The following is a 22,343-nucleotide window of genomic DNA, read 5'->3' on the forward strand; positions in this document are numbered from 1 at the left end:
ATGGGCACGGCGGTGCGTCATGCTGTGCTGGAGCAGGCCCGTAACCGGTTGGCGCTGGCCTTGGTGGTCTTCTTCATCCCGCTGTGGCTCACCCTCGCCTACCGGGTGCTGCCGAGTGATCCGGTGCGGTTCTTCCTGCGCGCGGCGGGCCGGCCGGTGAACCTTGATGCCAACACGGTGACGCAGCTGTCGGGGGCGTTGCATTCCATCGCGTTGATCGTCGGTTTCATGATGTTCCTGGCCGCCAGCCGCTCGGCGGAGTTCGACCACCGCCTGGTGCTCGCCGGATATCCGCGCCTGTGTCTGCTGCTGGCCCGCAGCGGCGTACTGCTGCTCACCGCGGCGCTGACGGCCGGCTACGCCACGGCGTGGGTGTGCGTCTTCTACCGGCCCGAGCGCCTCGACGTCATGGCCGGCGCGTTCATGGTCGGGGCCCTGACCTACGGGGGCGTGGGCATCCTGCTGGCGGCGATGCTGCGCAGCGAGCTGGCGGGGATGTTCGTCGTCATCATGGTCAGCCTGATCGACCTGACACTGCAGAACCCCGTTGCCAACCCTGCCGCCGACAGTCCGATGCTGAAGTGGCTGCCCGCCTACGGGGCGATGCAGGCTTCTGTCTCCGCGGCCGATCTCACCTTCTTCCCCTGGCGTCAGCTTCTGCTGGGTCTGTGCTGGTCGGCCGGTCTGACCGTTGCCGGGCTGGCGGCCTTCACCGCGCGTACCAGCCGACGCACCCTTGTGCGGACGCTCCTGGGCCCGCGCATCTCCAAGCCCTCCGCCCACCTGATGGCCCTGCGCCTGCTGCACCCGGTGCGCGCCGGCATCTACCGTCAGGCCGGCATCCACGACGCCAAGGTCATCGCCGGTTACGAGATCTGCCGCCGCCTGATGCACCGCTCAGGCCCGGTGGAAGCGGCTCTTCCCAAGCTCTTCCCCACCCGTCTGCGGCCCGTGCTGTGGGCCATGTACGGGTACGGCCGGTACCTCGACAACATCTCCGACACCCAGCAGCTTGATCAGCAGGACAGGTTCGAGCGCGTCAGCCGGTGCAGCGAACTGCTGGAAGCCGATCTGCGGCGGGGCCACAGCGAAGATCCGCTGCGTTCGGCCATCGTGCACGCGGTATGGGCCTGGGACCTGCCCAGCGACGGAGTCGGGGCGACCAACGCCGTCTACCGCCAGGACGCCAAGGGCACGACCACGCTGGCCACCTGGGACGACTGGCTGGCCTACTGGCGCACGCTGACCTTTCCCTTCGGGGTGAGGCGCCTGATGACCCTGCTCACCGCCCCCGGGCTGACCTTCACTTCCGGCGACGCCCAGGCACTGCGGGTGTGGACCGACGCGCTCAACCTCCTGGACGTGCTGCGCGACCTGCGCGAAGACGCCGCGGAGGGCTTGGTCAAGCTGCCGGCCGCTGTACTCGACGAGTACGGCATCGTCACCGAGGACCTCGCGCAAGGCCGGGCGGGCGGCAGGTTTGCCGACATGGTCCACGCCATGACCGCCCAGGCCCGTCAGTGGCTGGAGCAGACCGCGACCGCCGGCACCGGGCATCCGCCCATGGCCGCCGCGCTGCGGACCATCGCCGACCTCCACCGGCTCGAACTCGACCGCATCGACCAGAAGCCCCACGCGCTCCTGACAGGCCGCATCCGCGCCCACCCGGTCCGCTTCCACTTCACGCTGGCGCGCGGCCGGCTCCGCGTGTCCGGAACCTGGCGCCACCACACCCGCACCCGCACCGCCGGCCGGACGTCATCTGCCGCCGTCCCGCTGCCACGCTCCGCGGAAAGCGGCCCCACTGCTCCTGCAACGCCGCCTCTGCTGCCGCCGGTGCCGCACCCCAGCGGTGCCCGGCCGCCCCGGCTGCCCGCTCACCTGCTCCCCCGGCACGTGGCGGTCATCATGGACGGCAACGGACGATGGGCCACCCACCGCGGCCGGCCGCGCACCGCCGGCCACGAGGCCGGCCAGACCGCCGTGCGGGAAGCCGTGTACGGGGCCCTGGAGATCGGCCTGCCCTGCCTGAGCCTGTACGCCCTGTCCACCGAGAACTGGACACGCCCCACCGCCGAGATCGAAGCCATCCTGCACCTCTTCCAGGCCAGCCTCGACAGGGAAACCGAGGAAGTCTGGCAACGCGACGTACGCCTGCGCTGGTCCGGCACCCCTGACGGGCTGCCCCCGGACCTGGTGCGCTCACTGCGCCGGACCGAGCACGCCACGCGTGACCGGACCGCCCTGACCCTGAACATGTGCGTCAACTACGGCGGCCGCGACGAACTCACGCAGGCCGCCCGCGTCCTGGCCCGTCAAGTGGCCGCGGGAACGATGGACCCCGACGCCATCACCCCCCGGCATCTGGCCGCCCACCTGCACCAGCCCGACCTGCCGGAGGTGGACCTCCTCATCCGCACCGGCGGTGAGATGCGCACCTCCAACTTCCTTCCCTGGCAGGCGACCTACGCCGAACTCGTCTTCCTCGACACCCTCTGGCCCGACGTCGACCGCACCCATCTGTGGCAGGCCGTCGACGCCTACACCCGCCGCGACCGCCGCTTCGGAGCGGCGCAGTCGGCCTCCGGCCCGCCCGACGACCACGGATTCGCCAGGTGATCTTTCGACGGCGCCAAGGGGGTGGCCCGGATGTGCGAGAACTCAGGACTTGTCCTGCGGGGGCCCTGCCACGGGCGGGAAGCGCTACAGGTCGAACTCCAGGTGCTCGATGTCCGTGAACCGGACCTCCTCCAGGGAGCCGGCGCGGCGGCCGCTGTCCTGGAAGTAGACCTCCTTGAGTGCTTCGGCGGCGATCTCCTTGAGCTCGCGGTCGCCGGCGCCTGCCTCCTGGGCATCGAAGAGGCGGGCCGCGTACCGCGGGGGCAGGGCGACGGTCAGGTGACGGATGCGGTCCTGGTCCGTCGACCCGATCGGCGCGGTGTAGCCCATGCGGGCGCGGGTGTCGATGACGATGCCGCCGGTGGTGGCCGCCTGCTGCCGGGCCCTGGCCCGGACCTGGGGCTGCCAGCGCTTCTTCACCTCGCGTTCCAGGCGTGCGGCGAGGTCCGGTCGGGGCTTCTTGATCTGGTTTCTCACGTAGCGTTCGACGGTGCGCTGGGAGATTCGCAGCGTCTGGGCCACCGCTTTGGTGCCCTTGAGCTGTTTGACCAGGTACCGCATCTGCGCGCCCGCGCTCTTGGGCGCGGGGCGGGTGAAGGCCTTCTGCACGGCGGCGTCCAGGCCGTTCCCGAACAGGCTCATCGCCGGCTCCTACTCTCCGCTGTCGGCGTCGGTGACGGTGCCGTCCTTGATGTAGCGGGCGAGGTTGAGGTCGGGGGCGTTGAACCGCTCGCGGACCTCCTCGCCCCACAGGACGCTCTGGGTGCCCTCGTGCTTGACCAGGCCGGGGTTGACGCCGAGTTTGAAGCCGCCGGGCAGCGGCTTGCCGTCCCGGTAGGGCACGAAGTCCAGCGGGCTCGGCCCGTTCGAGGCGTAGACGACGCAGTCGGACAGGATCGCGACCGGGTACTGGCCGGTGAACGCCGCGTGCTTGACGATCTTTCGGTGCAGGTTGATCCGTGTGCGGGAGATGACCGCCGCGCGGATGTCCGGGCGCCACGTCGGGCGGGACAGCGCCCGCCACGGCTCGCCCGGCCGCCAGCCCTCGCCCCGGGGGCGTTCGCGGAGCTTGCCCAGGCCGCCTTTGACCGTCGCCTTGATCGCGGAGACGACGATCGCCAGCTCCGGGTCGCGTTCCTTGCAGCCGTCCATCGCCGCGAGGAAGTCGGCCGGTGACAGGTCGGCGCCGACGCCGAGGTCGGCCATCGTGGCGAGGTAGGCGTCCCGCAGGCGGCTGTACCAGCCGTCCAGGTAGCGGCCGTTGTCGTACCGGACGTACGCCTCGGTCGGGCGTACCTCGTAGCCGAGCTCCACCGCGTACGCGACGGTGGGCGTCGCGTACCAGGCCGGGCCGGTCGGGCGCTCGCCCTTCGGCGTGAACGGGGAGGGCAACAGCGAGGCGTCCAGCTCCGCCCACCTGTCCTTGCCGGCCTTCACCCGGGACAGGTCGACGTGGGACAGGTCGACCAGCCAGGAGCCCGGCAGCTTCGGATCGAAGACAGGGTTCGTGACGTGGGTGGGGGCGCCGAGGCCGACGACCAGGCCGTTGGCGCCGGCGGCGAAGGCCATGTTGACGTCGATGCCGACCAGGTGCCGCAGAGTGCATTCGTCGTCGGTCATCGGCCGCGCCCAGTCGTACGCCTCCTCGAAGAGCTTCTCGCCGGGGCCGCGGACGTGGAAACGCGGCAGGTCCGCCAGTAGCGGATGCCCGTCGGGGGCCTCGCACGGCGCCGGGTCGACCGGGTCCTTGCCCAGCGAGCCGGGATTGTGCTCGGAGTGCCGCTTGCCGTCGGCGTCCGGCTCGGACGCGCGGGTCGCCGGGTGCAGCGCGGTCATCAGCTCCAGGCCGGTCACGGCGGTCGAGCCGCGCGGCGTCATCACCCGCGAGGCGTACACGCCCAGTACGCGGGCGAGTTCCGCGGGCGGAAGCTGCCCGGCCTTCCCCCAGTGACGCGCGTCGAGCGCGTGCCAGGACGGGATGCACAGCTGGACGCAGGCCCGTGACGAGCCGGTGGCCGGGCGGTAGATCCGCGCCCACGGCCCGAACCCGCGCTTCGTCAGCTTCCACTCCGCGCGGACCAGTTGCTTGATGACCTTGTGGTTCTCCGGGATCCGGCCGGCGAGCCGCTCCTGCTTGGTGAGGGCGACAGGAAGGCCGTAGCGCTCCAGCGCGGCCTCGGTGAGCACGAGCAGCGGGTCGGCGTCCTTCCCGGCGGCGGACAGCCTCGGCTGTCCGAGCCGCGCCTCCTTCAGCGTCCACTCCATCAGGGCCGGGAGGCTCTTGGCGGGCACCTCGAGGACCAGGCCGCCGGTGCAGTACGCCAGCACCTGCCCGTCCTCGACGTCGACGACCGCCAGCGGCCCGTTCTCGAACCGCCGCCCGGTACTGTCCGCCTGCCGGCCGGCCCGGGCCCCCTTCCGCGCACCGGCGCTGCTCCCTGGGCGCGGTGCGGCCTGCTCCGCAGGCTCGACAGGGTCCGCAGAGACGGGGGCGGGGGCGGGGGCGGCCGGGATGCTGTCGCGTGCGGCCGTGGCCGAGGCCTCGGGGGCCGGGTCGGTGGACGGCATCGCGGGTGAAGCGTCAGTGGGCGCGGGATAGAGCGCCGCGAGCTTGTTCAGCAGCCGCGCGTACGCCTCACGTTCCGGGCCGCGCGGCTCGGTCGTCTTCTTGACCGACTCCCAGCCGGACACCGTCGCCCGGCGCACCTTCAGCGCGGCGGCGACTTCGTCCAGAGTCAAGCCGTGCGCGACCCTCAGCCGCTTGCGCTCCTCCGCGGCCGGCAGCGCGGAGCGGGACGCGACCAGCGCGTCGACCGCGTCGAACAACTCGGACATCGAGCACCTCCGACTCCCACGCTACCTCGGAAACCGTACGGATCGCGTACGGTCGCCGTGCATATCGAGTGCGTTCCGGTGTGGCGGGTCTCGCAGGAGCCCGGCCGCCGCCCGCGTGCCACGACTGTGTCGTGCGCGGCGAGCAGCCGGAAGGCGGCACGGCGGACATGCCACGGCCGCTCGGAGCCGGTGCGTTCCAGCCGCCCCCGCCTCGGCAGGGCGGCACCGGCCGCACTCGGGTCGCCGGCCTTGCCAAGAGTTGCCAAGTCGGCGTCTCCTTCCCGGTCGGCCGCGTCGGTGCAGGCGAAGGGGGTTCTCAAGTGGTTCTCGGTTCGTTCCCTACGAGCTGGTGCGTGATTACGGTTGAGGCGTGCTTGCCTGATCAGGGTCGTGGTCACGCTGGACGAGCGCTCGAGGCGCCCTGCGTTAAGGGCAGTTGGAGTCGTTCGGGGGTGCTTGAATGAGCGGTGTCGGCACCGTAATCGACCGCAGGGAGCGAGCACCGCGATGCGAAAGTCGTTTCACGCAGCGCATGTCTACATGATCATCGGGGTGGTCTCGGGGCTGTTCTACCGGGAGTTCACCAAGATCAAGGACTTCACCGGGGACACGCAGCTGTCGGTGATGCACACGCACCTGCTGACGCTGGGCATGTTCGGTTTCCTGATCGTTCTGGGGCTCGACAAGCAGTTCGGGCTGTCCCCGTCGAAGCTGTTCACGAACTTCTTCTGGTTCTACAACGCCGGTATCGCGGTGTCCGTGGGCATGATGGGCGTGCACGGTTGTCTGACGGTGCTCGGCCATGAGATGCCGGAGGCCCTGTCGCTGGTCGCGGGCCTGGGGCACATCCTGCTGACGGTCGGGCTCATCCTGCTGTTCGTGCTGCTGGGCAAGCGGCTCAAGGAGCCGGCCGGGCAGCAGCAGCCGCCTGCCGGGGAGCCGGAGCAGGTGAAGAGTACAGTCTGAGCCGCCGGCTGTGCCTGCGCTCCCCCGTGGCCTGGCCGGTTCAGGCCGGCTGGGCGGCGGGGCCGGTGAGCTGGTCGGTCAGCATCGCCAGGCGTGCCCCGGTCGGCTCCGCGTCGAGGCGGCCGGCGTTGATGAGGGTGGCCATGCCGTGCCAGGCGCTCCACAGCACCTCGGTGAGCACACGGGCATCGCGGCCCGCGGCGAGGGGGACGACGGCTTCCTCGATCTCGGTCAGGGCCTCGGCCAGCGGGCCGGGCGCGCAGGGGCCGTCGCTGTCGTCGCCGGATTCGAGGACGAGCATGGCCTGACCGGGAGCCGGTGACAGCCGGTGCGGTCAAGATCTGCCGGGTCACGGGTTCGTCCCAGCGGGCGGCGTTGCGCGAGCGGGCGCGGCCGGTGGCGCGATGCGGGGCGGCGGGGCCCGGAGACGGTGCCTCCCGGCGTGCCGGGGCACACCGTTCCCGTGCGCGGGGTCTCGTTGTTTGTAACAGGGGTGTCCTGGCGGGCCGTTGGGCGGAACGCTTCGCCGGTGCGCAGCGGTCCTGGTGGTCACAGACGCTCGCTCGTCCCCCCGGGGCCAGGCGGGCGGTACCTGTCACCGAGACTGAGGGAAAAGACGATGCGCGTTCGCAAGCTCACCTTCGCCGCCCTGGCCGTTGCCGCGGGTCTGTCGCTCACGGCCTGCAACGGCGACGACGGCACGGCACAGAGCGACGGCCCGTCCGCGTCCTCACCGGCTTCCTCGGCGGGCGGCTCGGGCTCGGGCGGTGCCGGGCAGGACGGCGGGAAGGACGGCTCCGGGAACGCCTCCGGCGGGCAGAGCACGGACGGCAGCTCCGGCGGGCGGGACACGTCCGCCGGGACCGGCGCGGGCGCCGAGGCCGGCGCGTGCCGCACCGACGAACTGGACGTCACCGCGTCGGACAGCACCATCGACGGCGACACCGAGGGCTCGGTCGCCATCACGTTCACCAACGGCGGCGGCCGGGACTGTGCCCTGACCGGGTACGCGGGCGTCGACCTGAAGACCAACGCGGGCGATCTGTCCGCCGAGCGCACCGGCCAGGAGGCCGGCCGGATGATTCTCAAGGACGGCAAGTCGGTGTCCTTCACCGTCAGCTACCCGGTCAACGACACGGGCGGCTCCGGCGTCCGTGTCACCGCACTCGTGGTGACCCCGCCCGACGAGACGAAGTCGGTCACCCTTGACTGGCCGGGCGCGGCCACCCTGCCCGTGACCGACGGCGCCGGCTCCCCCGTCCGGGTCGGCCCGATCGGCAGCGCCGGCCAGGGCGGGGCGAGCTGACCTCGGCGGGTGGGTCAGGCCTTCTGGAGGGCGTAGAAGTCGACGCCCAGCTGGTGGAACATGCCGCCCATGTCGGGCTGGTCCCAGTGCTCGGCCAGCAGGCCGTCCTCGACGCGCCAGACGTCGATGGACTGGAAGGCCAGCCGGCGCCCGGTCGCCGGAACGCCGAAGAAGGTGCCCTGGTGGGTGCCGGAGTACTCGAAACGGCCGGCGGTCCGGTCCCCGTCGACGAGGACGTCGTGGGCGACGACCCTGACGTCGGGGAACGCGTCGAAGATCTGCTGGAAGAAGGCCGCGTTGGCCTCCACGCCGTCGGCGACGACCGGATTCTGGTCGATGTGCCCCGGCGCGGTGTGCTCGCCGATGGTGCTGACGTCATGGGTCGTCTGCCATGCCCGGAAGCATCGGGGCCGCGTCTCGAGCAGGGCTGGGGGGCTGAGGGCGCGTGCGATCCCCCACTCCCGCTCCAGCGTGCGCTCCTGGGGTCGGTGCCATGAAGGCTCTCGTACTCTCCGGCGGGGCCGGAACCCGCCTGCGCCCCCTCACCCACACATCAGCCAAGCAACTGGTGCCCGTGGCCGACAAGCCCGTGCTCTTCTACGGCCTGGAGGCGATCGCAGACGCCGGCGCAACGGGGCCGGGATCGTCGTCGGGGACACCGCCGCCGAGATCAGGCAGGCCGTCGGCGACGGTTCGAAGTTCGGTCTGACGGTCACCTACCTCCCGCAGGAAGCCCCGCTCGGGCTCGCCCACGCCGTGCTGATCGCCCAGGAGTTCCTCGGCGACGACGACTTCGTGATGTATATCGGGGACAACTTCATCGTCGGCGGCATCTCCTCCATCGTCGACGACTTCCGCGCGCAGCGCCCCGACGCGCAGATCCTGCTCACCAAGGTCTCCGACCCGCGGGCCTTCGGCGTGGCCGAGCTCGGCCCGGACAACGATGTGATCGGCCTGGAGGAGAAGCCGGCCACGCCCAAGAGCGACCTGGCCCAGGTCGGGTCTACCCGTTCACGCCCGCGGTGCACGAGGCCGTGCGCTCCGTCAAGCCGTCCTGGCGGGGCGAGCTGGAGATCATGCACGCCCTGCAGCGGCTGATCGACCACGGGCTCGACGTGCGGTCCACGACCGTGTCCGGATACTGGAAGGACACCGGGAACGTCACCGACATGCTCGAGGTCAACCGGTCAGTGCTGGAGTCCGCGGAGCCGCGCATCGAGGGTGACGTCGACGAGGCGAGCGAGATCATCGGACGGGTACGGATCGCGGAGGGCGCCAAGGTCACCGCCTCGCGGATCGTCGCCCCTGCGGTCATCGGCGCGGGCACGGTGATCTGCTCCTCCTACGTCGGCCCTTCACGTCGATCTCCAACGACTGCGACGTCACGGACAGCGAGATCGAGTTCTCCAACGTCCTGGACAATTCCTCCGTGCGCGGCGCCCGCCACGTGGAAGCGTCGATCATCGGACGCAACGTGGAGGTGACGCCCGCGCCGCGGGCGCCCGCCGCGCACCGGCTCATCCTCGGCGACCACAGCAAGGTACAGATCTCGTCATGACCCTCACACGCATTCTCGTCACCGGCGGCGCGGGATTCATCGGTTCGCACTACGTCCGCCGGCTGCTGGGCACCGGCGGACCGGGCGACGTGAGCATCACCGTGCTCGACAAGCTCACCTACGCCGGCAACCCGGCCAACCTCGATCCGGTCCGCCACCACCCCGGCTTCCGGTTCGTGCGGGGCGACATCTGCGACCGGGACCTGGTCGCCGAGCTGGTGGCCGGGCACGACCAGATCGTGCACTTCGCCGCCGAGTCCCACGTGGACCGCTCCATCGCGGGTGCGGCCGAGTTCGTCACCACCAACGTGCTGGGCACCCAGACCCTGCTGGACGCGGCGCTGCGCCGGCCCGGCGGCACGGCCCGGTTCCTGCACGTGTCCACCGACGAGGTGTACGGGTCGCTCGCGGAGGGCTCCTGGCCGGAGAGCTCCCCGCTGCGGCCGAACTCGCCCTACGCGGCGTCGAAGGCGTCCTCCGACCTGATGGCGCTGTCCTACCACCGCACCTTCGGTCTGGACGTGCGCGTCACCCGCTGCTCCAACAACTACGGCCATCACCACTTCCCGGAGAAGGTCATCCCGCTGTTCATCACCAACCTGCTCGACGGGCACAAGGTGCCGCTGTACGGGGAGGGTCTGAACGTGCGGGACTGGCTGCACATCGACGATCACGTGCAGGGCCTGGAGCTCGTGCGCACGGGGGGCCGGCCCGGTGAGGTGTACAACATCGGCGGCGGCACCGAGCTGAGCAACAAGGAGCTGACCACGCTGCTGCTGGCACTGGCCGGGGCGGGCTGGGAGAGCGTGGAGCACGTGCCCGACCGGCTCGGGCACGACCTGCGCTACTCGGTGGACTGCACCAAGATCTCCACCGAGCTGGGCTACCGTCCGCGCAAGGACTTCACCGAGGGGCTGGCGGAGACGTTCGCCTGGTACCGCGACAACCGCGACTGGTGGGAGCCGTTGAAGGCACGCGCCGCCCTGTGACATGACCGCCGTCCTCGCACGCGGCCCTGGGGCCGTTCACAAACGTTTCACGAGCGGACGCCCCTACGACGGTCTGCCTGGCTCCTGACCAACCCCACACCCGGCCAACCACGGGACCGGCCACGGCAGGCCCACGGGCCCGCAGCCACACCGGCCGCGGGCCCGCCTCCATCGGTCTACCCCCTGCTCCCCCTACCTGCTCCCTCTATCGGGGGCAGCCAAGAAGGATGCCCAGGAGGCCGCTCGGGCAGGTGCTCACCGGTGCCGTCGGAAGGGGAACAGCCGCCCGAGCAGGCTCGGGATCGGCATCAGCTGCCTGAACAGGTGTCGCTGACATGAAGAGGGCACCAACGAGCAGGGCGCCTGAGACGGCAAACGTGGCTGGTTTGATCATGCATGGCAAACGATCTCCACATCCCAGGGTCACACCGCCATCCAGGCGACGGCCGCCACGGCAGCCATCCACGACGCAGAAGACGTGCAGTACCTGCTCAGGAAAAGCCGGACGCGTCCTCAACCCCCAACAGCGAATCGTCGCCATGCTCTACGCCTCTCCGGAGCAGCGGCCCGAACCGTCCCGGCCAACACGAGGCAGGCGACCTGGCAGACGACACAGAGGGCTCAGAGCTCACCCAGCACTCCCGCCCCGGAAAGCGGAATACGGTTCCTGCCCGCTACCCCAGACGATCAGCAGACAGCACACGGGAACGGATGCGTGAACCGTCCCAACGGAACCCGGACACCGAGGACCCCACCGACCGAGAAACTGACCAGCGGGAACTCCACCTCCTGCCAGCGCCCTTCTCTTCTGCCCCGGGTCCGGGGAGGGCGGTCCTGTAGTCGGCGTCCGGGAAGACGTTGATCTCGCCGAGCACCACGTGCGCCGTCGCGTTCTCCCGGTCCGGGCAGCCCTACCCGGTCTTCGGCAGGAGGATGATCACGTCGTAGGCGTCGAGGGCGCCGGCCACCGCGGCCGCGAGCGGACTGCGGTCCGTGCGGGGCCAGCCGCGGTCGCTCTCCCGCGAGGGGGGCGGACCCCCAGGTATGTGTGGCGTATCAGGACGCCGGGGCCGTCCGGCGAGCCCCACAGCATGCTGGTGGTCGGCCCCGGCCGGGGCGGCCGGCTCGGTCTCCTTCTTGCTGCGCCTCCGGCTACGCCTCACGCCGCTCATGGTCCAGCACCAGTAGCCCTCGGCTTCCTCGAGGAACAGCACCCGCAGTCCGCTCTGTGCCCAGGCTGCCGTGACCTCGCCGACCAGGTGGCAGAGGTTGCCCGAGTGCTCAGCCAAAACCGCAGGACGTGCGGCGTGCGCGGCGTCGCTTCGCTGGGCCTCACGCGGCGCAGGGCCTGCCGCCGTGCCCGGCCGTGTCGGCGCGCTCATCCAGGACCTCGAACTCTGCGTCGGCCAGTGTGTCCCGGCCCCCCATGACATGGGCGAACGTCTTCTCGCCGGGCACCTATCCGACCTGGTTGACGCGGATGGCCACCGGCGATTGATGGCGGACAGTCTGGTCGATGGCGCCACGGTGGTGTCGCCGAGGAGGTGCGCGAGTCAAGCTGCCTACCGGTTGGAGGCGGGGCGACGATGCGGACGTCTGTGCGGGATAGGCTCGGGTCACCGCCAGCCCGCCAGGACCGCCACAGGAGGAGTCGGCCATGGGCCCACAGGACCCGCAGGAGGCACCGGACACTGCCGAGCAGCTCCGGGCGATCGGCGACGAGTTGTCGGACCGTTTCTACGAGCGGGCCGACGTCGTCCGGACGCTGCTGGTGACGCTGCTGGCCGGTCAGCACTCGCTGGTGCTCGGCCCGCCGGGAACGGCCAAGTCCGAGCTGGCCCGGGAGCTGACCGGCCGGATCGTGGGGGCGTCCTACTGGGAGATCCTGCTGTCCAAGTTCACCGCACCGACGAGGATGTTCGGGCCCATCGACGTGGCCGCGCTGGCACGCGGGGAGTACCGCCAGGTCTACGAAGGGCGCGCGACCACGGCGCACGTCGCGTTCATCGACGAGATCTTCAAGTGTTCCACTGCGGCGCTGAACGAGACGCTGGGCTACCTCAACGAGCGGATCTACCACCCCGAGAGCGGCGGCGCCCCCGTCCGCTGCCCCCTCATCGGCGCGATCACGGCGAGCAACGAACTGCCCGACGGTCAGGACTCGGCCGCGATCTACGACCGGCTGCTGGTGCGGATCGAGGTCAAGTACCTGGAGAACCCCTCGAACTTCGCCGCTCTGGTCCGCTCCGCCGTCAGCCGTCCGGCCGCGCCGAGGCGGACCACCGTGGACCTGGCCGCCCTGCGGCACGCCGTGGCCGAGGCCGTCCCCGCCGTGGAGGTGCCCGACGGGATCGTGGACGCGGTGTGCACGCTGCGGGCCGCCCTGCGCCGCAAGGAGCTGATCGCCTCCGACCGCCGCTGGCGGCAGGCGGTGGGGCTGCTCCAGGCGTCCGCGTACCTCGACGGGCGCCCCTCGGTCGGCGAGAGCGATCTGTCGGTGCTGACCCACGTGCTGTGGGACTCCCCCGCCGAACGCCCGACCGTCGAGCGCGAGGTGCTGCACCTGGTCAACCCGGACGCCAAGGAGGCCCTCGACCTCGCCGACACCATCGAGGAGCTGGAGACCCAGCTCGACGCGATGGCGGGGCAGTCCCGCGAGGCGCTGAGCGAGTGGGTCATCAAGAAGGCGCACAACCAGCTGGCGATGGCGGGCAAGCGGCTGGAGAGACTGCGCGCGGAGGCGGTGGGCGCGGGGCGCTCCACCAGCGCCATCGACCGGGTCACCGGCCGTCAGCGCGCCGTGCGCGCCCGGGTGCTCACCGAGGCTCTCGGCGTGGACGCGAGCACCGTGCAGGCCCAGCTCTGAGCACGGGTCAGGACAGCAGCGTGAACGACGGCACCGATGTGGACGCGGGCGGGGCGGCGAGCCGGCTCGGCGTGCTGACGGACCTGGCCGGGGTATGGCTGGCCCGGCCGGCCGCCGCATCCGTACGGCACACGGGGGCCGTGTCCGCCGACCGTTTCGACCGCATCGCCTGGCGCGACACCTACGAACAGTCGACGGCGTTGCGTGAGTTGGCCGCCGAACTGGGCGAGCGCCACCCGCACACCGCCGACCTCCTCACCGACGCCTTCCTGGCCGCGTACAAGGCCGCTCCGCGCCTACGCGAGCCGCGCCAGATGGCACCCTCCCGGCTGGTCAACCACCGCATCATCACCGCGCTCCTGGAGTCGCCGGACTTCGCCGAGCTGCACCGGGAGACGGTCGGCGATCCCTACGCCGCCGCCATGGCTGTGCTCGCTCAGGGCACCGCACTGCGCCGGATGCTGGAGGACTCCCGGCCCGCCCGGGACCAGGACGAGCGGGCGGAGCGGGCCCGGCGGGAGGCCGGGGACGCGGCGGACGCCGTGGCCGAGGCGCTCCGGCACGCCGCCGAGGAGGCCGACGAGGACGGCACCGTGCTGGGACCGGCGGCCGACGCCGTACGACGCGCGGTCCAGTACGCGAAGGCCGCCGCGGAACGGGCCGCTTTTGACGCCGCCCGGTCGCTCGCGGTGACCGTGCCCGGCGTCCGTGCCGCCGCGCGCGGTGCGGTGGCGAAGTCGGCGGCGGCCGCCCGGGAGGAGGCCGCGCTGATGCGGGCCTGGGGCGTCGGTTCCGGCGAGCTGGAGCGGATGCCCTTCGACGAGCGCGCCCGGCTGGCCGAGCGGCTGCGCACCGGACGGCTCGCCCAGTGGGCCGAACTGATCGGCCGTTTCCGGCAGATGGCCGACGGCGAACGGGCCCGCAAGGTGGAGAACGCCACCGGCGAGCTGATCGGGGTCACGCTCGGCGACGACCTCTCCCGGGTCATCCCGTCCGAACTGGCGAATCTCGGACTGCCCGGACTGCGGGCGGTGTTCGCCGCGCGCTACGCCGCCGGGGAGCTGATGCTCTACGACAGTCAGGGCGAGCAGGCCACTGGCCGGGGCGCCGTCATCGCGTGCGTGGACACCTCGCACTCCATGTACGAGGCGGGGCCCGGCGGCATCACCCGGGAGGCATGGGCGAAGGCGTGCGCGCTGGCCCTGCTGGACCAGGCCCGCCACGCGGGGCGCGACTTCGTCGGCATCGTGTTCTCCGCCGCCGACCGGCTCCGGGTCTTCCGCTTCCCGGCCGGCCGGCCCGCGGACCTCGCCCGCACCCTCGACTTCGCGGAGACCTTCCTCGGCGGCGGCACCAGCTACCAGCGGCCCCTGTCGGCGGCAGGCGAACTGCTCGAGGAGGAGTTCAACGACGCCGCCCGCACCCGGGGCGACATCGTGATCCTCACCGACGACGACTGCGGCGTCACCGAGGCGTGGATGCGGCACTGGAACGAGGCCAAGCGCCGGCTGGGCTTCCGGGTCTTCGGGGTGGGCATCGGCGCCCCGCGCGTTGCGGCGGCGGGCTCGGTCCTCGCGGCGCTGTGCGACAACCTCCGTTCCGTCGAGGACCTCACCGACGTCCACGCCGCCGCGGATCTGTTCCGCGTGATCTGACCCGGCCGCCCGACACCGCGCGCCGTCAGGGATTGCGGGCCACCGCCCCCTACATCGCGGGTGCCCCGTCCCGGCTCCGCAACGGCCCCCCGCCCTTCGCGTCCGGCATGGCGTCCTCCCTGCCGTCGATGATGATCCGGCCGTCGATGCCACCGGATCCTGAGGCATCGACGGCCGCTGATGAGGGCATGAACACCGGCTTCACCCGGGCCGGAAGAGCTCCCGATCACGAGGAAGCGGCACTGCGGTGCCCAGACAAGGCCGAACGAAGGCCTGCTGGACCAGCCTGCACATCAGCAGCAACGACGGCTTCGATGTCCTCCTCCGCCTGGACATCAGCGGGGGCCAACATCACGCCACCGCCATCACTCCGGCCGGCACGCACCACATAGGCGTTCACGCTGAGGCCGGCCTCGGCCGCGGCCGCCCGGATCGACGGGGCGAGCTCGTCCAGGACACGCAGGGTCATGGTGGTGACAGACATGCTGCCAGGGTAGCCACCACATAACGGTGGCACAGGACGGTTGCGGGGCAAGCGGCGGAGCGTTCGAGCCGGGGTGGAGCCCGGTGGCCGGAACACGGGTCCGCGTTGCGTGCGGACGTGACGCCGGGCTAGGCCCCTGGCGTCGGCGCCGCTCAGTCCAGGAAGGAGGACCAGAACGGGATCGGGGCGTACTCATGATCCTCAGGTGTTGGCACAGGGCGACCGAACTCGTGATGGAAGTAGTCGACCAGGTCAGTGCCGTAAGGAATGATGTCCGTCTGGTACATCGACAGCACAGGGGTACCGGAGCGGTCAGCATCGGCCAACAGGTATCGGTGGGAGTGGATCGGCACCATGACCGGAACCTTGGCCAAGTACATGCGAGCCACTTCCACGGCATCCTGAGTGCCCGTCGGCCGCAGCTCCCAGTCCGGATGCCAGAAACCGTTGTGCTCCACGTCGAACAGCACCCCGTGCACCGGCCAGGCCAACCGCTCCGCCAGGTCCTCCGGGTCGCCGTCCCGCCAATCGGGCCAACTACGGCTCCCCGTAGGAAGCCCTGCCCCAAGCAGGGTTCGATGCTCCGGCGCGAAGCGGAACCCCCAGCGCTCCTCGACGTGGTCGAGTTCCCACTCGCTCATGCCTCGCTTCACCTCAACGCGGGCAGAGAGCATGGCAAGCAGCTCTTGGGCGTCTTCTGAGGTCAGCGGGTTCTCGAGGCTGATCGGAGTCATGCGTGGAACGGTAGGACACCTTGAGGACGGCAAGCAGCGGGTTTTGCTGAGACCACAGCTGCGTGGACGGCGCCGCGGCCGCACGGGCGTGCCGGGCCTTCGGCATCGGGCCTCCTGGCCGCATGCTGCGCGCCGTTGGTGGGAGGGCCTGCATGGGCCGCAAGCCTGCCGCGGCAGTTCGGTCAGCCGCCTGTCGTCCTGCCGTGAGCGGCAGGGCCCGGGCGTAGCGCCGTAGCGGTGGCCTGGTCGTGGCCTGTCGGTGCGGTGGGGGCGGTGCGGCGGGAGGGGCGTGGTGCGGCGCCGGCGGAGTGCTGGGCGGCGGTTGCGTCGGGGGGTGGGGGGTTGCGGACCTGGTCGAAGGTGCGGCCGAGGGTGACGGACAGGGCGAATTCGGTCTGGGTGTCGGCGTAGCGCCGCTCGAGGGTCCGCAGGTCTTCTTCGGCGGCGGCCAGGTCGTGGGCGGTGGCGGAATCCTGGCCGTAGCGCGGGCCCCTGTCCAGGCGGGTGCGCAGTTCGGTGCAGGTGCGGCGTCGCGTGTCGATGAGCAAGGCCAGGGTTCCGTTCCCGCCGCAGCCCCTGGAACGCGGCAGCGCTGCGGCTGTTGTACGACCAGTACACGTTCGTCGCCACCGGCCCGCGGCGGCACGAGGACTGGACGCACGACGACCGAATCCACGCGGTCGTAAGGTGGCTCGCCGAGCGCGTGACCGCCAGACCGTGCCCGCCTACCCCTTCGACCCCCCGGGCCCGGCCGGGTACGGCGGTAGCGGCGGCGTGTCTCGGTTTCTCGCTGTGGGGCGGGTGGGAAGCTCCAACCCCAGGACCTGCCGGCCGGTCCAGTGCTCGATGAGTGATCGGGTCTCGCCAGACTCCAGATCTGTGATCGTCTCAAGCCGCTTCGGCGAGCAGAAGGGTCCCGCGTCCAACGGTTGCCTGGTGGTCGCAGACCCGTGCGCAGCGCGCAGCTCAGCTCTGGGGTCCTCAATTTCGTGCTGTTGCGATGCCGCTGGATCACTGGCGGAGCGCGGCTTTGCCGGATCTGGCCACGCCGTGCTGCACCGGACGGTCACCGATCCCCGCGGCTGGCTCCGGCTGGACTCGGACCGCACCAACCCCGCGGGTTCTGGAGTGCTCGGGCCCGGTGCCGTGGCCGGTGAAGGAACACACGTACCGCACAGCTCTACAACTGCCCGCCCTGCACCCCGCCCTGTTCCGTGCTCTGCGGGGGGTTTCCACGACGTCTACGGCGACCTGGAACCTGCGGCCGCACTCGCTCTCCTCGACCGGCTGGATCTCCCGGCCGGCCCCCGCCACCGCGCTGAACTGCGCCACGTCCTGGCCGCGGGGCACCGTAACTGGGACGAGGCGGTTCGCGCCTCTCCTGAGCCGGTGCTGGCGCTCAGTCGAACATGCCGGCGTAGGGACTCGGTTCGCCGGTCATCGGATCCAGGCCCGCATGGAACCGGCGTTGCTGTTCCTCGTGGTGGACGAAGGTGCCCACGTGTCCCCACAGCGACAGGTCGCTGAGGGGGCACTCGTCGAAGTCAGCTGTCATGAGGCGTCTGAGGAATGCGGCCATGCCGCAGTCGAACAGGGCCCAGTGGGGACTGTCGTGCCGTCTCCAGACGACCACTGGCCACTGGTCGGGGTCCGGTCCGGTCATCAGCCAGCCGAGTTCGTTCGCGTTGCATCCGCTGGCCCAGGGCAGGACTCGGTCAGCACCCAGCTGGATCCCGGGTACTCCGCCCTCCATGGCCCACAGCTCCCGGAACCCCGCAATGTCACCGGTGATCGATCCCTGCCAGCCGTTTCCGGTCGGCAGAGGCGGGAGAATGCTCAGCTCATCAATGCCGCCGCCACCGTAGACCGCCATGAAGCCCCGGTAGTCGGACGGAAGAGCAGTGCCCAGGGCGGCTTCGGCTGCCGCCCAGTCCACCTGCTCGTCCGCACCCCACTGGCTGTGCAGAATCCGCTGCAACGCCTCTACGTCAGCTCGGCCCGCCATCGGTCCCCCTGATTCTCGCGCTGGTGCACGATACCCACCAGCACCTACGACCAGCAGGCATGGTTCGAGCAGCGGCGCAGTCACCGGAACGGGTCTTATGCCTCAGCGGCCCTGGCCGGACCTCCGGGACCAGGAGCGCTGGGAGCTGCGCCGGGAGCGGCGGACGGGCGCGGGTTCGCCGGCACCGGGAGCGGTGGGTGAGGAGAAGCCTCCGGCGACGACCGGCCGCACAGGAGCCGGTGCCTGAACGGTGGGGCGGTTGGGGGTGCGGCGCGGTCGCTCGGCGCGGGCAAGGACGGTGGCGTTGGGGATGAGCGGGGCGCAGGTTTCGCAGACTTCTTCGACGCTCCACACGCGGCGCATGACGGGGTCGTGGCGCAGGATGAGCAGGACGGCGCCGGCGCAGTGGGTCTTGGTGTCGGGGTGGGCGCCGCAGTGCTGGGAGCCGCAGTGGCACCAGGCGTTGGGGCGGACGGTGGCCGCCTTGGCGTGGGCGGCGGCGTGCCGGGCGGCGAACGCCCGCAGCGCCGTGAGGTCATCGGAGCGGGCCGGCATCCGGCAGGCCGCAGTGCTGCAGGTGACGGAGGCGGCAGTTCGGCCGTGGCCGACGATGCGGACGGTCCAGGCCCTCCCGGGGACCCGTTCGGTAGAAGGTTCGGTGTGCACGGTCGTCACGGCCGCATGCTCCAGAGTGCTCGGTGATGTGTGGCTCCACTATGAGCTACCCGCAATGCCGTTGGGCAGCAGGTTTCGCCCCGCCGTTTCGCGGGTTCCGCGCGGTGCGCCTGCTTCCGCAGGGTGTCCCGTCTGACGAGGGCCGCGCCGCGCGACGTCGTAGTGCGCGGCTAGGTTGGCGCGCAGTTCCTCGCTGATCGGTCTGGGAGAGGTGTATGTCCTCGTTGGATGAGTTGCGGGCCCTGCTGGGCGAGCCCGTCGCCAAGCGTGCGGTCCCGGGTGGCTGGGACGAGGTCGAGGAGTACGTCGGTGCGGCCCTGCCCGGCGACTTCAAGGCGTTCCTTGATGAGTACGGCAGCGGGCTGATCTGCGGCGAACTCGCTGTCTTTCATCCGCGGGGGTCGAGCCCGCTGCTGGAGCGTATGCGCGTAACGCACGCGACGTTCGCCGAACGTCGCGCCCGGGCCCTTGGCAGCGGGGATGCCGAGCATGTCCCGTATCCCTTCCACCCGGAGCCCGGAGGGCTGATCTCGTGGGATACGACCAGAGCGGGGACGAGCACTTCTTTCTGCCCTGCGACCCGGACCCGGACCGGTGGAAGGTCGTCACGATGGCCCATGAAGAGGGCTGCGAGACCTTCGACGGGTCGTTCTCGGCGTTCGTCCTCGCGTTCGTGCGGCAACTGCTCAACGTGGACCGGTACCACGGCATCGACCCCGATGCCCTGGAGTACCTGGAGCCGGAGGACCTCGAAGAACTGGCCACCGCGGGAGAGATCGGCCCAATCCAGCCGGGCTTCGAGCCGGTCTGACAGACCGAACACGGAGGGCTCAGTACGCCGGACGGACCTGCAGGCCTACAGGCATTCCCGCGCCAGGGACAGCCGCCCGGGCCGGTAGGTAGCCGTCTCGCCTCCGGTTCAGCGAGCCGGAGGCCGCCGGGGCCGGGGTGTCTGGAACGCTGGTTGCCGGCGCAGCGGCGCGGTTGTCAGCCGTCGAAGCGGTTCCACTTGACGTCGGATTCCGGGAGGGCCTGCAGAGCGCTGCGGTGTGTGGCGCCGGCCCACAGGTCGAACTTGCCGTCGTCCAGGGAATCGGCGACGTACAGGACGAGTCCTGGTGCGACGTAGAAGCGGGTGCGGGTGCGGGGCCAGAAGGGCCGCAGGGGAACGTGCTGCAGGGGTGCGGTGAGCTGGGCTACTTGTCGGTCGCTGAGGCTGTGGGCGTGGCCGAGGTAGTGGGCGCTCATGGCGGCTTCGAAGAGGGAGAACTGGAGGAGGAAGCCGCTGAGCGGCTCCTGTTCGGCTATCGGCGTCTCGTCGAACTCGCGGAACCAGACGGTCGGGTCGTCTTCCGGCTCGTCCAGGGTCCAGGGCAGGCACCAGTAGAAGCCTCCCTGGTTCTCTGCGCCGAAGACCAGCAGCTCTCCGAGGAAGGCGGTGGAGACTTCGTGCCAGGGCAGGATGTGGTTGTGGTGTCCGAGCAGACGGGCCGTTGTTCGGCCAGCAGGTAGAGCTGCTGCAGGCGGCCGGGCAGCGACCGTGACCCGGCCGGCGCGGATGACGGGTGCCGGGGCTGGGGCTGGGGCTGGTCGGCGGCCGGGTACCAGCCGGTGACGAACTGCTCGAGCGCTGCGGCCCGGTCCCCGTTGACGTGGTCCAGCCACCCCAGATCCGGCAGGTTTGGTGCAGGCGCGGCGGGGCGGACCCGGTCCAGGATGGGCCTGCTCAGTCGTGTGTCGAGCCGCAGCCCACAGCTCGTGAGTGCGGGCTCACCGCCGTCCGGCGGTTGCATGATGTGCGCGCGCCGGCGTCGGCCCGTGCCCAGATACAGCAGTCCCTCGGCCACGCGGACGGCCAGGTGGATCGGCAGCGACGACTCGTCGGCGCCCCACGCCTCCAGGTCGCCCAGCAGCCGCTTGGTCACCGGCGCGGGCGCCTCACCGACCAGACGGACTTCCCCCGCGCTCCACACACCGTTGTCCCCCAGCGCGTCACCCGCCGTCGTGATGATCACGCTCCCTGACGGGCCCAGCACCACGGTCGCCCCGCCGACGGCGAAGCGCTGCATGTCGGACGGGCCTCCCACGAGCGCCTCGATCTCTGCTTCTTCCACGAGCGCCCACAGTGCGGTCGCCGCAACCCCATCAGCCATGGGCGGCATCCTCTCCGCTGCGGCATCGAGGGCCGGGTGCCAGCCGGCGTTTTATCCCGTGGGAGCCTCGGTGCCTGGCTCGCATACTGGTGCGATGAGTCCGCTCTCCACGCGCCATCGGTTCCGGGATCCGCGCAGCACGAAGTTCGACTTCCTCGTCTCGGTCCTCGTGCGCTGTCCCGGCTGCGCGAGGGTTGCGCACGTCGTAACTGCCTCGGACCCGGCCCCGGAAGGAAGGCACGACCGTGGTCTCTTCGCTGCGAGGCGTCTGGTCTGCCGCAGCTGCGGGACGGCGAAGCAATGGAGCGGTCGAGGTGTGGCCCTGCACCGTGACCGGCACACGCCGGCCACCGACCCGTACTTCGGCCTCCCCTTGTGGCTGCAGACCGAGACCCGGCACGGATGGGTATGGGCCTACAACCTGGAACACCTCGACCTGATCAGGCGCTTCGTGCAGGCGTCGCTACGTGAGGGGATTCCCTGGCACGACCACGGCCGGAAGATGACCGTGGTGGCCCGCCTGCCCGCATGGATGCAGCACGCCAAGAACCGCGACGAGGTACTGCGGGCCATCGACCGCATCCACGCCTCACTAGTTCACACCTGAGCCCAGTGCGCCGCGTGCCGGGCGGTGAAAGCGCGCAGCGCGCTCAAGTCGACTCCCTGTTCACGGTGTCCAGGCAGGCGGCCGGTATCGCGGGTCGGCTTTGCGCTGTCCACGGACGCGTGGAGGGTCCTGTGGGTGGTGTCCGTGGTGTGTGGTGGGATGACGGATCTTGCCGTGGACCTGCTGGGAGGCCAACGTGACGTCTTACCCGTCCCTGACTCGCGCCTTGGGCGAGGCACTGGTGGATGTCCTGTGGTTCATCGAGGGCAGTGAGGACGAGCAGATGGACCCGGACGACGCGGTCAAGGTGCTGGAGGGCGTCGCCCACCGGGTCACCTCGCTGTCCGATGCTCAGCGGCAGGAGCTGGTGGAGCTGGTCGGGGAGATGGCGGCCGCCGAGACCGACCCGGCTCGCCGCGCCTTCCTGGAACAGTTCCCGGAAGGCTTCGCACTAGTTGACGATGCGTCCTGAGCACGGTCAAACGGCGTTGACCAAGCCTGCATCATCGGTTCGAAAATGCTCGTCGAAGGGGTGCCATGGCAGACGGTAAGACGGATGTCGGCGGGGCGCACATCGGCCTGGCGGTGACGGTCATCGCCGTGGTCGTTGTCGGCTGTTTCTCGGGGCCCCGCTGGGCTGTGATCATCACGGGATGCTTCGCGGCGTGGTTCGTCCTCATGCTGGCCCTCCTGCGCACCGCAGAGGAAGGCAGGGAGGCAGTACGCCGGGCGTACGTTCTCACTTTCGGCTGGGGCGACTACGTCTCCCCCTGACCGGCGTCGCGGTGTCGGCGGTCTGCGCTCCGAACTGCGTCAACATCGCACGGACCGATGCGACATCGAACACGTCCTCGTTCAGATCGAGCAGCTATGACCGCTCGTCGACGACCC

The 22,343-nt window shown here is 70.8% G+C and carries 22 protein-coding genes and 1 pseudogene; 11 read left to right on the forward strand and 12 right to left on the reverse strand.

Annotated features, from left to right (window positions below; all coding sequences use genetic code 11):
- Positions 1-2,619: a polyprenyl diphosphate synthase gene (gene uppS / locus ACIRG6_RS05680; RefSeq protein ID WP_403320959.1), complete on the forward strand. Its 2,619-nt coding sequence runs from the start codon at positions 1-3 to the stop codon at positions 2,617-2,619.
- 84 nt (positions 2,620-2,703) lie between these two features.
- Here uppS and tpg read toward each other — a convergent pair whose 3' ends face one another.
- Complete coding sequence (gene tpg / locus ACIRG6_RS05685; protein WP_364685886.1) at positions 2,704-3,261, reverse strand: telomere-protecting terminal protein Tpg; 558 nt, start codon at positions 3,259-3,261, stop codon at positions 2,704-2,706.
- Between the two features lie 9 nt (positions 3,262-3,270).
- Positions 3,271-5,454: a telomere-associated protein Tap gene (gene tap, locus ACIRG6_RS05690; protein WP_403320962.1), complete on the reverse strand. Its 2,184-nt coding sequence runs from the start codon at positions 5,452-5,454 to the stop codon at positions 3,271-3,273.
- Positions 5,455-5,961: 507 nt separating this feature from the next.
- Here tap and ACIRG6_RS05695 point away from each other — a divergent pair.
- Positions 5,962-6,420, forward strand: a complete 459-nt coding sequence (locus ACIRG6_RS05695; protein WP_364824125.1) for a DUF2871 domain-containing protein — start codon at positions 5,962-5,964, stop codon at positions 6,418-6,420.
- A 40-nt stretch (positions 6,421-6,460) separates the two neighbouring features.
- Here ACIRG6_RS05695 and ACIRG6_RS05700 read toward each other — a convergent pair whose 3' ends face one another.
- Positions 6,461-6,721 carry a hypothetical protein gene (locus ACIRG6_RS05700; RefSeq protein ID WP_364824128.1) on the reverse strand — a complete coding sequence of 87 codons (261 nt, stop codon included), beginning with the start codon at positions 6,719-6,721 and terminating at the stop codon, positions 6,461-6,463.
- Between the two features lie 318 nt (positions 6,722-7,039).
- Here ACIRG6_RS05700 and ACIRG6_RS05705 point away from each other — a divergent pair, with 318 nt between their 5' ends.
- Entirely contained in the window at positions 7,040-7,726 is a 687-nt protein-coding gene (locus ACIRG6_RS05705; protein WP_403320964.1) for a DUF4232 domain-containing protein, read from the forward strand.
- Between the two features lie 14 nt (positions 7,727-7,740).
- On the opposite strand, the gene ACIRG6_RS05710 is transcribed toward ACIRG6_RS05705, so the two are convergent.
- Positions 7,741-8,196, reverse strand: a complete 456-nt coding sequence (locus ACIRG6_RS05710; protein WP_403321803.1) for an ester cyclase — start codon at positions 8,194-8,196, stop codon at positions 7,741-7,743.
- Positions 8,197-8,219: 23 nt separating this feature from the next.
- Here ACIRG6_RS05710 and ACIRG6_RS05715 point away from each other — a divergent pair.
- Positions 8,220-9,284, forward strand: a pseudogene (locus ACIRG6_RS05715) (glucose-1-phosphate thymidylyltransferase).
- A complete protein-coding gene (gene rfbB / locus ACIRG6_RS05720) occupies positions 9,281-10,273 on the forward strand; it encodes a dTDP-glucose 4,6-dehydratase (protein ID WP_403320967.1) in 993 nt (330 codons plus the stop codon). The pseudogene ACIRG6_RS05715 and the gene rfbB overlap by 4 nt, the downstream one beginning before the upstream one ends.
- Before the next feature lie 911 nt (positions 10,274-11,184).
- Here rfbB and ACIRG6_RS05725 read toward each other — a convergent pair.
- A complete protein-coding gene (locus tag ACIRG6_RS05725; RefSeq protein ID WP_403320969.1) occupies positions 11,185-11,562 on the reverse strand; it encodes a hypothetical protein in 378 nt (125 codons plus the stop codon).
- Positions 11,563-11,930: 368 nt separating this feature from the next.
- On the opposite strand from ACIRG6_RS05725, the gene ACIRG6_RS05730 reads away from it, so the two are divergent.
- On the forward strand, positions 11,931-13,139 hold the full coding sequence (locus tag ACIRG6_RS05730; RefSeq protein ID WP_403320972.1) for an AAA family ATPase: 1,209 nt from the start codon (positions 11,931-11,933) through the stop codon (positions 13,137-13,139).
- Positions 13,140-13,159: 20 nt separating this feature from the next.
- Positions 13,160-14,794, forward strand: a complete 1,635-nt coding sequence (locus ACIRG6_RS05735; protein ID WP_403320973.1) for a VWA domain-containing protein — start codon at positions 13,160-13,162, stop codon at positions 14,792-14,794.
- A 226-nt stretch (positions 14,795-15,020) separates the two neighbouring features.
- Here the strand turns inward: ACIRG6_RS05735 and ACIRG6_RS05740 are convergent, their stop codons facing one another.
- The 5 genes from ACIRG6_RS05740 to ACIRG6_RS05760 all read right to left on the reverse strand — a co-directional run bounded on the left by ACIRG6_RS05740 (position 15,021) and on the right by ACIRG6_RS05760 (position 18,692).
- Positions 15,021-15,278: a toxin-antitoxin system HicB family antitoxin gene (locus ACIRG6_RS05740; RefSeq protein ID WP_403320975.1), complete on the reverse strand. Its 258-nt coding sequence runs from the start codon at positions 15,276-15,278 to the stop codon at positions 15,021-15,023.
- A 152-nt stretch (positions 15,279-15,430) separates the two neighbouring features.
- Positions 15,431-16,012 carry a hypothetical protein gene (locus ACIRG6_RS05745; protein ID WP_403320976.1) on the reverse strand — a complete coding sequence of 194 codons (582 nt, stop codon included), beginning with the start codon at positions 16,010-16,012 and terminating at the stop codon, positions 15,431-15,433.
- 182 nt (positions 16,013-16,194) lie between these two features.
- On the reverse strand, positions 16,195-16,560 hold the full coding sequence (locus tag ACIRG6_RS05750; RefSeq protein ID WP_403320979.1) for a hypothetical protein: 366 nt from the start codon (positions 16,558-16,560) through the stop codon (positions 16,195-16,197).
- Between the two features lie 851 nt (positions 16,561-17,411).
- Entirely contained in the window at positions 17,412-17,990 is a 579-nt protein-coding gene (locus ACIRG6_RS05755; protein ID WP_403320981.1) for an SMI1/KNR4 family protein, read from the reverse strand.
- A gap of 129 nt (positions 17,991-18,119) precedes the next feature.
- Positions 18,120-18,692 (reverse strand): hypothetical protein, encoded by a 573-nt coding sequence (locus ACIRG6_RS05760; protein WP_403320983.1) that lies wholly within the window; start codon positions 18,690-18,692, stop codon positions 18,120-18,122.
- A 532-nt stretch (positions 18,693-19,224) separates the two neighbouring features.
- On the opposite strand from ACIRG6_RS05760, the gene ACIRG6_RS05765 reads away from it, so the two are divergent.
- Positions 19,225-19,503: a hypothetical protein gene (locus ACIRG6_RS05765; protein WP_403320984.1), complete on the forward strand. Its 279-nt coding sequence runs from the start codon at positions 19,225-19,227 to the stop codon at positions 19,501-19,503.
- Positions 19,504-19,679: 176 nt separating this feature from the next.
- Here ACIRG6_RS05765 and ACIRG6_RS05770 read toward each other — a convergent pair whose 3' ends face one another.
- On the reverse strand, positions 19,680-19,940 hold the full coding sequence (locus ACIRG6_RS05770) for a hypothetical protein (protein ID WP_403320986.1): 261 nt from the start codon (positions 19,938-19,940) through the stop codon (positions 19,680-19,682).
- A 56-nt stretch (positions 19,941-19,996) separates the two neighbouring features.
- Entirely contained in the window at positions 19,997-20,845 is an 849-nt protein-coding gene (locus ACIRG6_RS05775; RefSeq protein WP_403320988.1) for a hypothetical protein, read from the reverse strand.
- A 94-nt stretch (positions 20,846-20,939) separates the two neighbouring features.
- On the opposite strand from ACIRG6_RS05775, the gene ACIRG6_RS05780 reads away from it, so the two are divergent.
- From ACIRG6_RS05780 to ACIRG6_RS05790, 3 genes are all read left to right on the forward strand, one after another.
- Complete coding sequence (locus tag ACIRG6_RS05780; RefSeq protein ID WP_403320991.1) at positions 20,940-21,452, forward strand: hypothetical protein; 513 nt, start codon at positions 20,940-20,942, stop codon at positions 21,450-21,452.
- Between the two features lie 196 nt (positions 21,453-21,648).
- Positions 21,649-21,924: a hypothetical protein gene (locus ACIRG6_RS05785; RefSeq protein WP_364686183.1), complete on the forward strand. Its 276-nt coding sequence runs from the start codon at positions 21,649-21,651 to the stop codon at positions 21,922-21,924.
- A gap of 65 nt (positions 21,925-21,989) precedes the next feature.
- Positions 21,990-22,226, forward strand: a complete 237-nt coding sequence (locus ACIRG6_RS05790) for a hypothetical protein (RefSeq protein ID WP_364686180.1) — start codon at positions 21,990-21,992, stop codon at positions 22,224-22,226.
- Positions 22,227-22,343: the final 117 nt, after the last annotated feature.

The organism is Streptomyces flaveolus (assembly GCF_044765825.1).
GTDB lineage: Bacteria > Actinomycetota > Actinomycetes > Streptomycetales > Streptomycetaceae > Streptomyces > Streptomyces flaveolus.

What these genes read in the sequence shown, in the direction of transcription:
- uppS (WP_403320959.1), top strand. Translation starts at nt 1, where the DNA reads ATGGGCACGGCGGTGCGTCATGCTGTGCTGGAGCAGGCCCGTAACCGG.
- tpg (WP_364685886.1), bottom strand. Translation starts at nt 3,261, where the DNA reads ATGAGCCTGTTCGGGAACGGCCTGGACGCCGCCGTGCAGAAGGCCTTC.
- tap (WP_403320962.1), bottom strand. Translation starts at nt 5,454, where the DNA reads ATGTCCGAGTTGTTCGACGCGGTCGACGCGCTGGTCGCGTCCCGCTCC.
- ACIRG6_RS05695 (WP_364824125.1), top strand. Translation starts at nt 5,962, where the DNA reads ATGCGAAAGTCGTTTCACGCAGCGCATGTCTACATGATCATCGGGGTG.
- ACIRG6_RS05700 (WP_364824128.1), bottom strand. Translation starts at nt 6,721, where the DNA reads ATGCTCGTCCTCGAATCCGGCGACGACAGCGACGGCCCCTGCGCGCCC.
- ACIRG6_RS05705 (WP_403320964.1), top strand. Translation starts at nt 7,040, where the DNA reads ATGCGCGTTCGCAAGCTCACCTTCGCCGCCCTGGCCGTTGCCGCGGGT.
- rfbB (WP_403320967.1), top strand. Translation starts at nt 9,281, where the DNA reads ATGACCCTCACACGCATTCTCGTCACCGGCGGCGCGGGATTCATCGGT.
- ACIRG6_RS05730 (WP_403320972.1), top strand. Translation starts at nt 11,931, where the DNA reads ATGGGCCCACAGGACCCGCAGGAGGCACCGGACACTGCCGAGCAGCTC.
- ACIRG6_RS05740 (WP_403320975.1), bottom strand. Translation starts at nt 15,278, where the DNA reads ATGTCTGTCACCACCATGACCCTGCGTGTCCTGGACGAGCTCGCCCCG.
- ACIRG6_RS05745 (WP_403320976.1), bottom strand. Translation starts at nt 16,012, where the DNA reads ATGACTCCGATCAGCCTCGAGAACCCGCTGACCTCAGAAGACGCCCAA.
- ACIRG6_RS05770 (WP_403320986.1), bottom strand. Translation starts at nt 19,940, where the DNA reads ATGAGCGCCCACTACCTCGGCCACGCCCACAGCCTCAGCGACCGACAA.
- ACIRG6_RS05775 (WP_403320988.1), bottom strand. Translation starts at nt 20,845, where the DNA reads ATGGCTGATGGGGTTGCGGCGACCGCACTGTGGGCGCTCGTGGAAGAA.
- ACIRG6_RS05780 (WP_403320991.1), top strand. Translation starts at nt 20,940, where the DNA reads ATGAGTCCGCTCTCCACGCGCCATCGGTTCCGGGATCCGCGCAGCACG.
- ACIRG6_RS05790 (WP_364686180.1), top strand. Translation starts at nt 21,990, where the DNA reads ATGGCAGACGGTAAGACGGATGTCGGCGGGGCGCACATCGGCCTGGCG.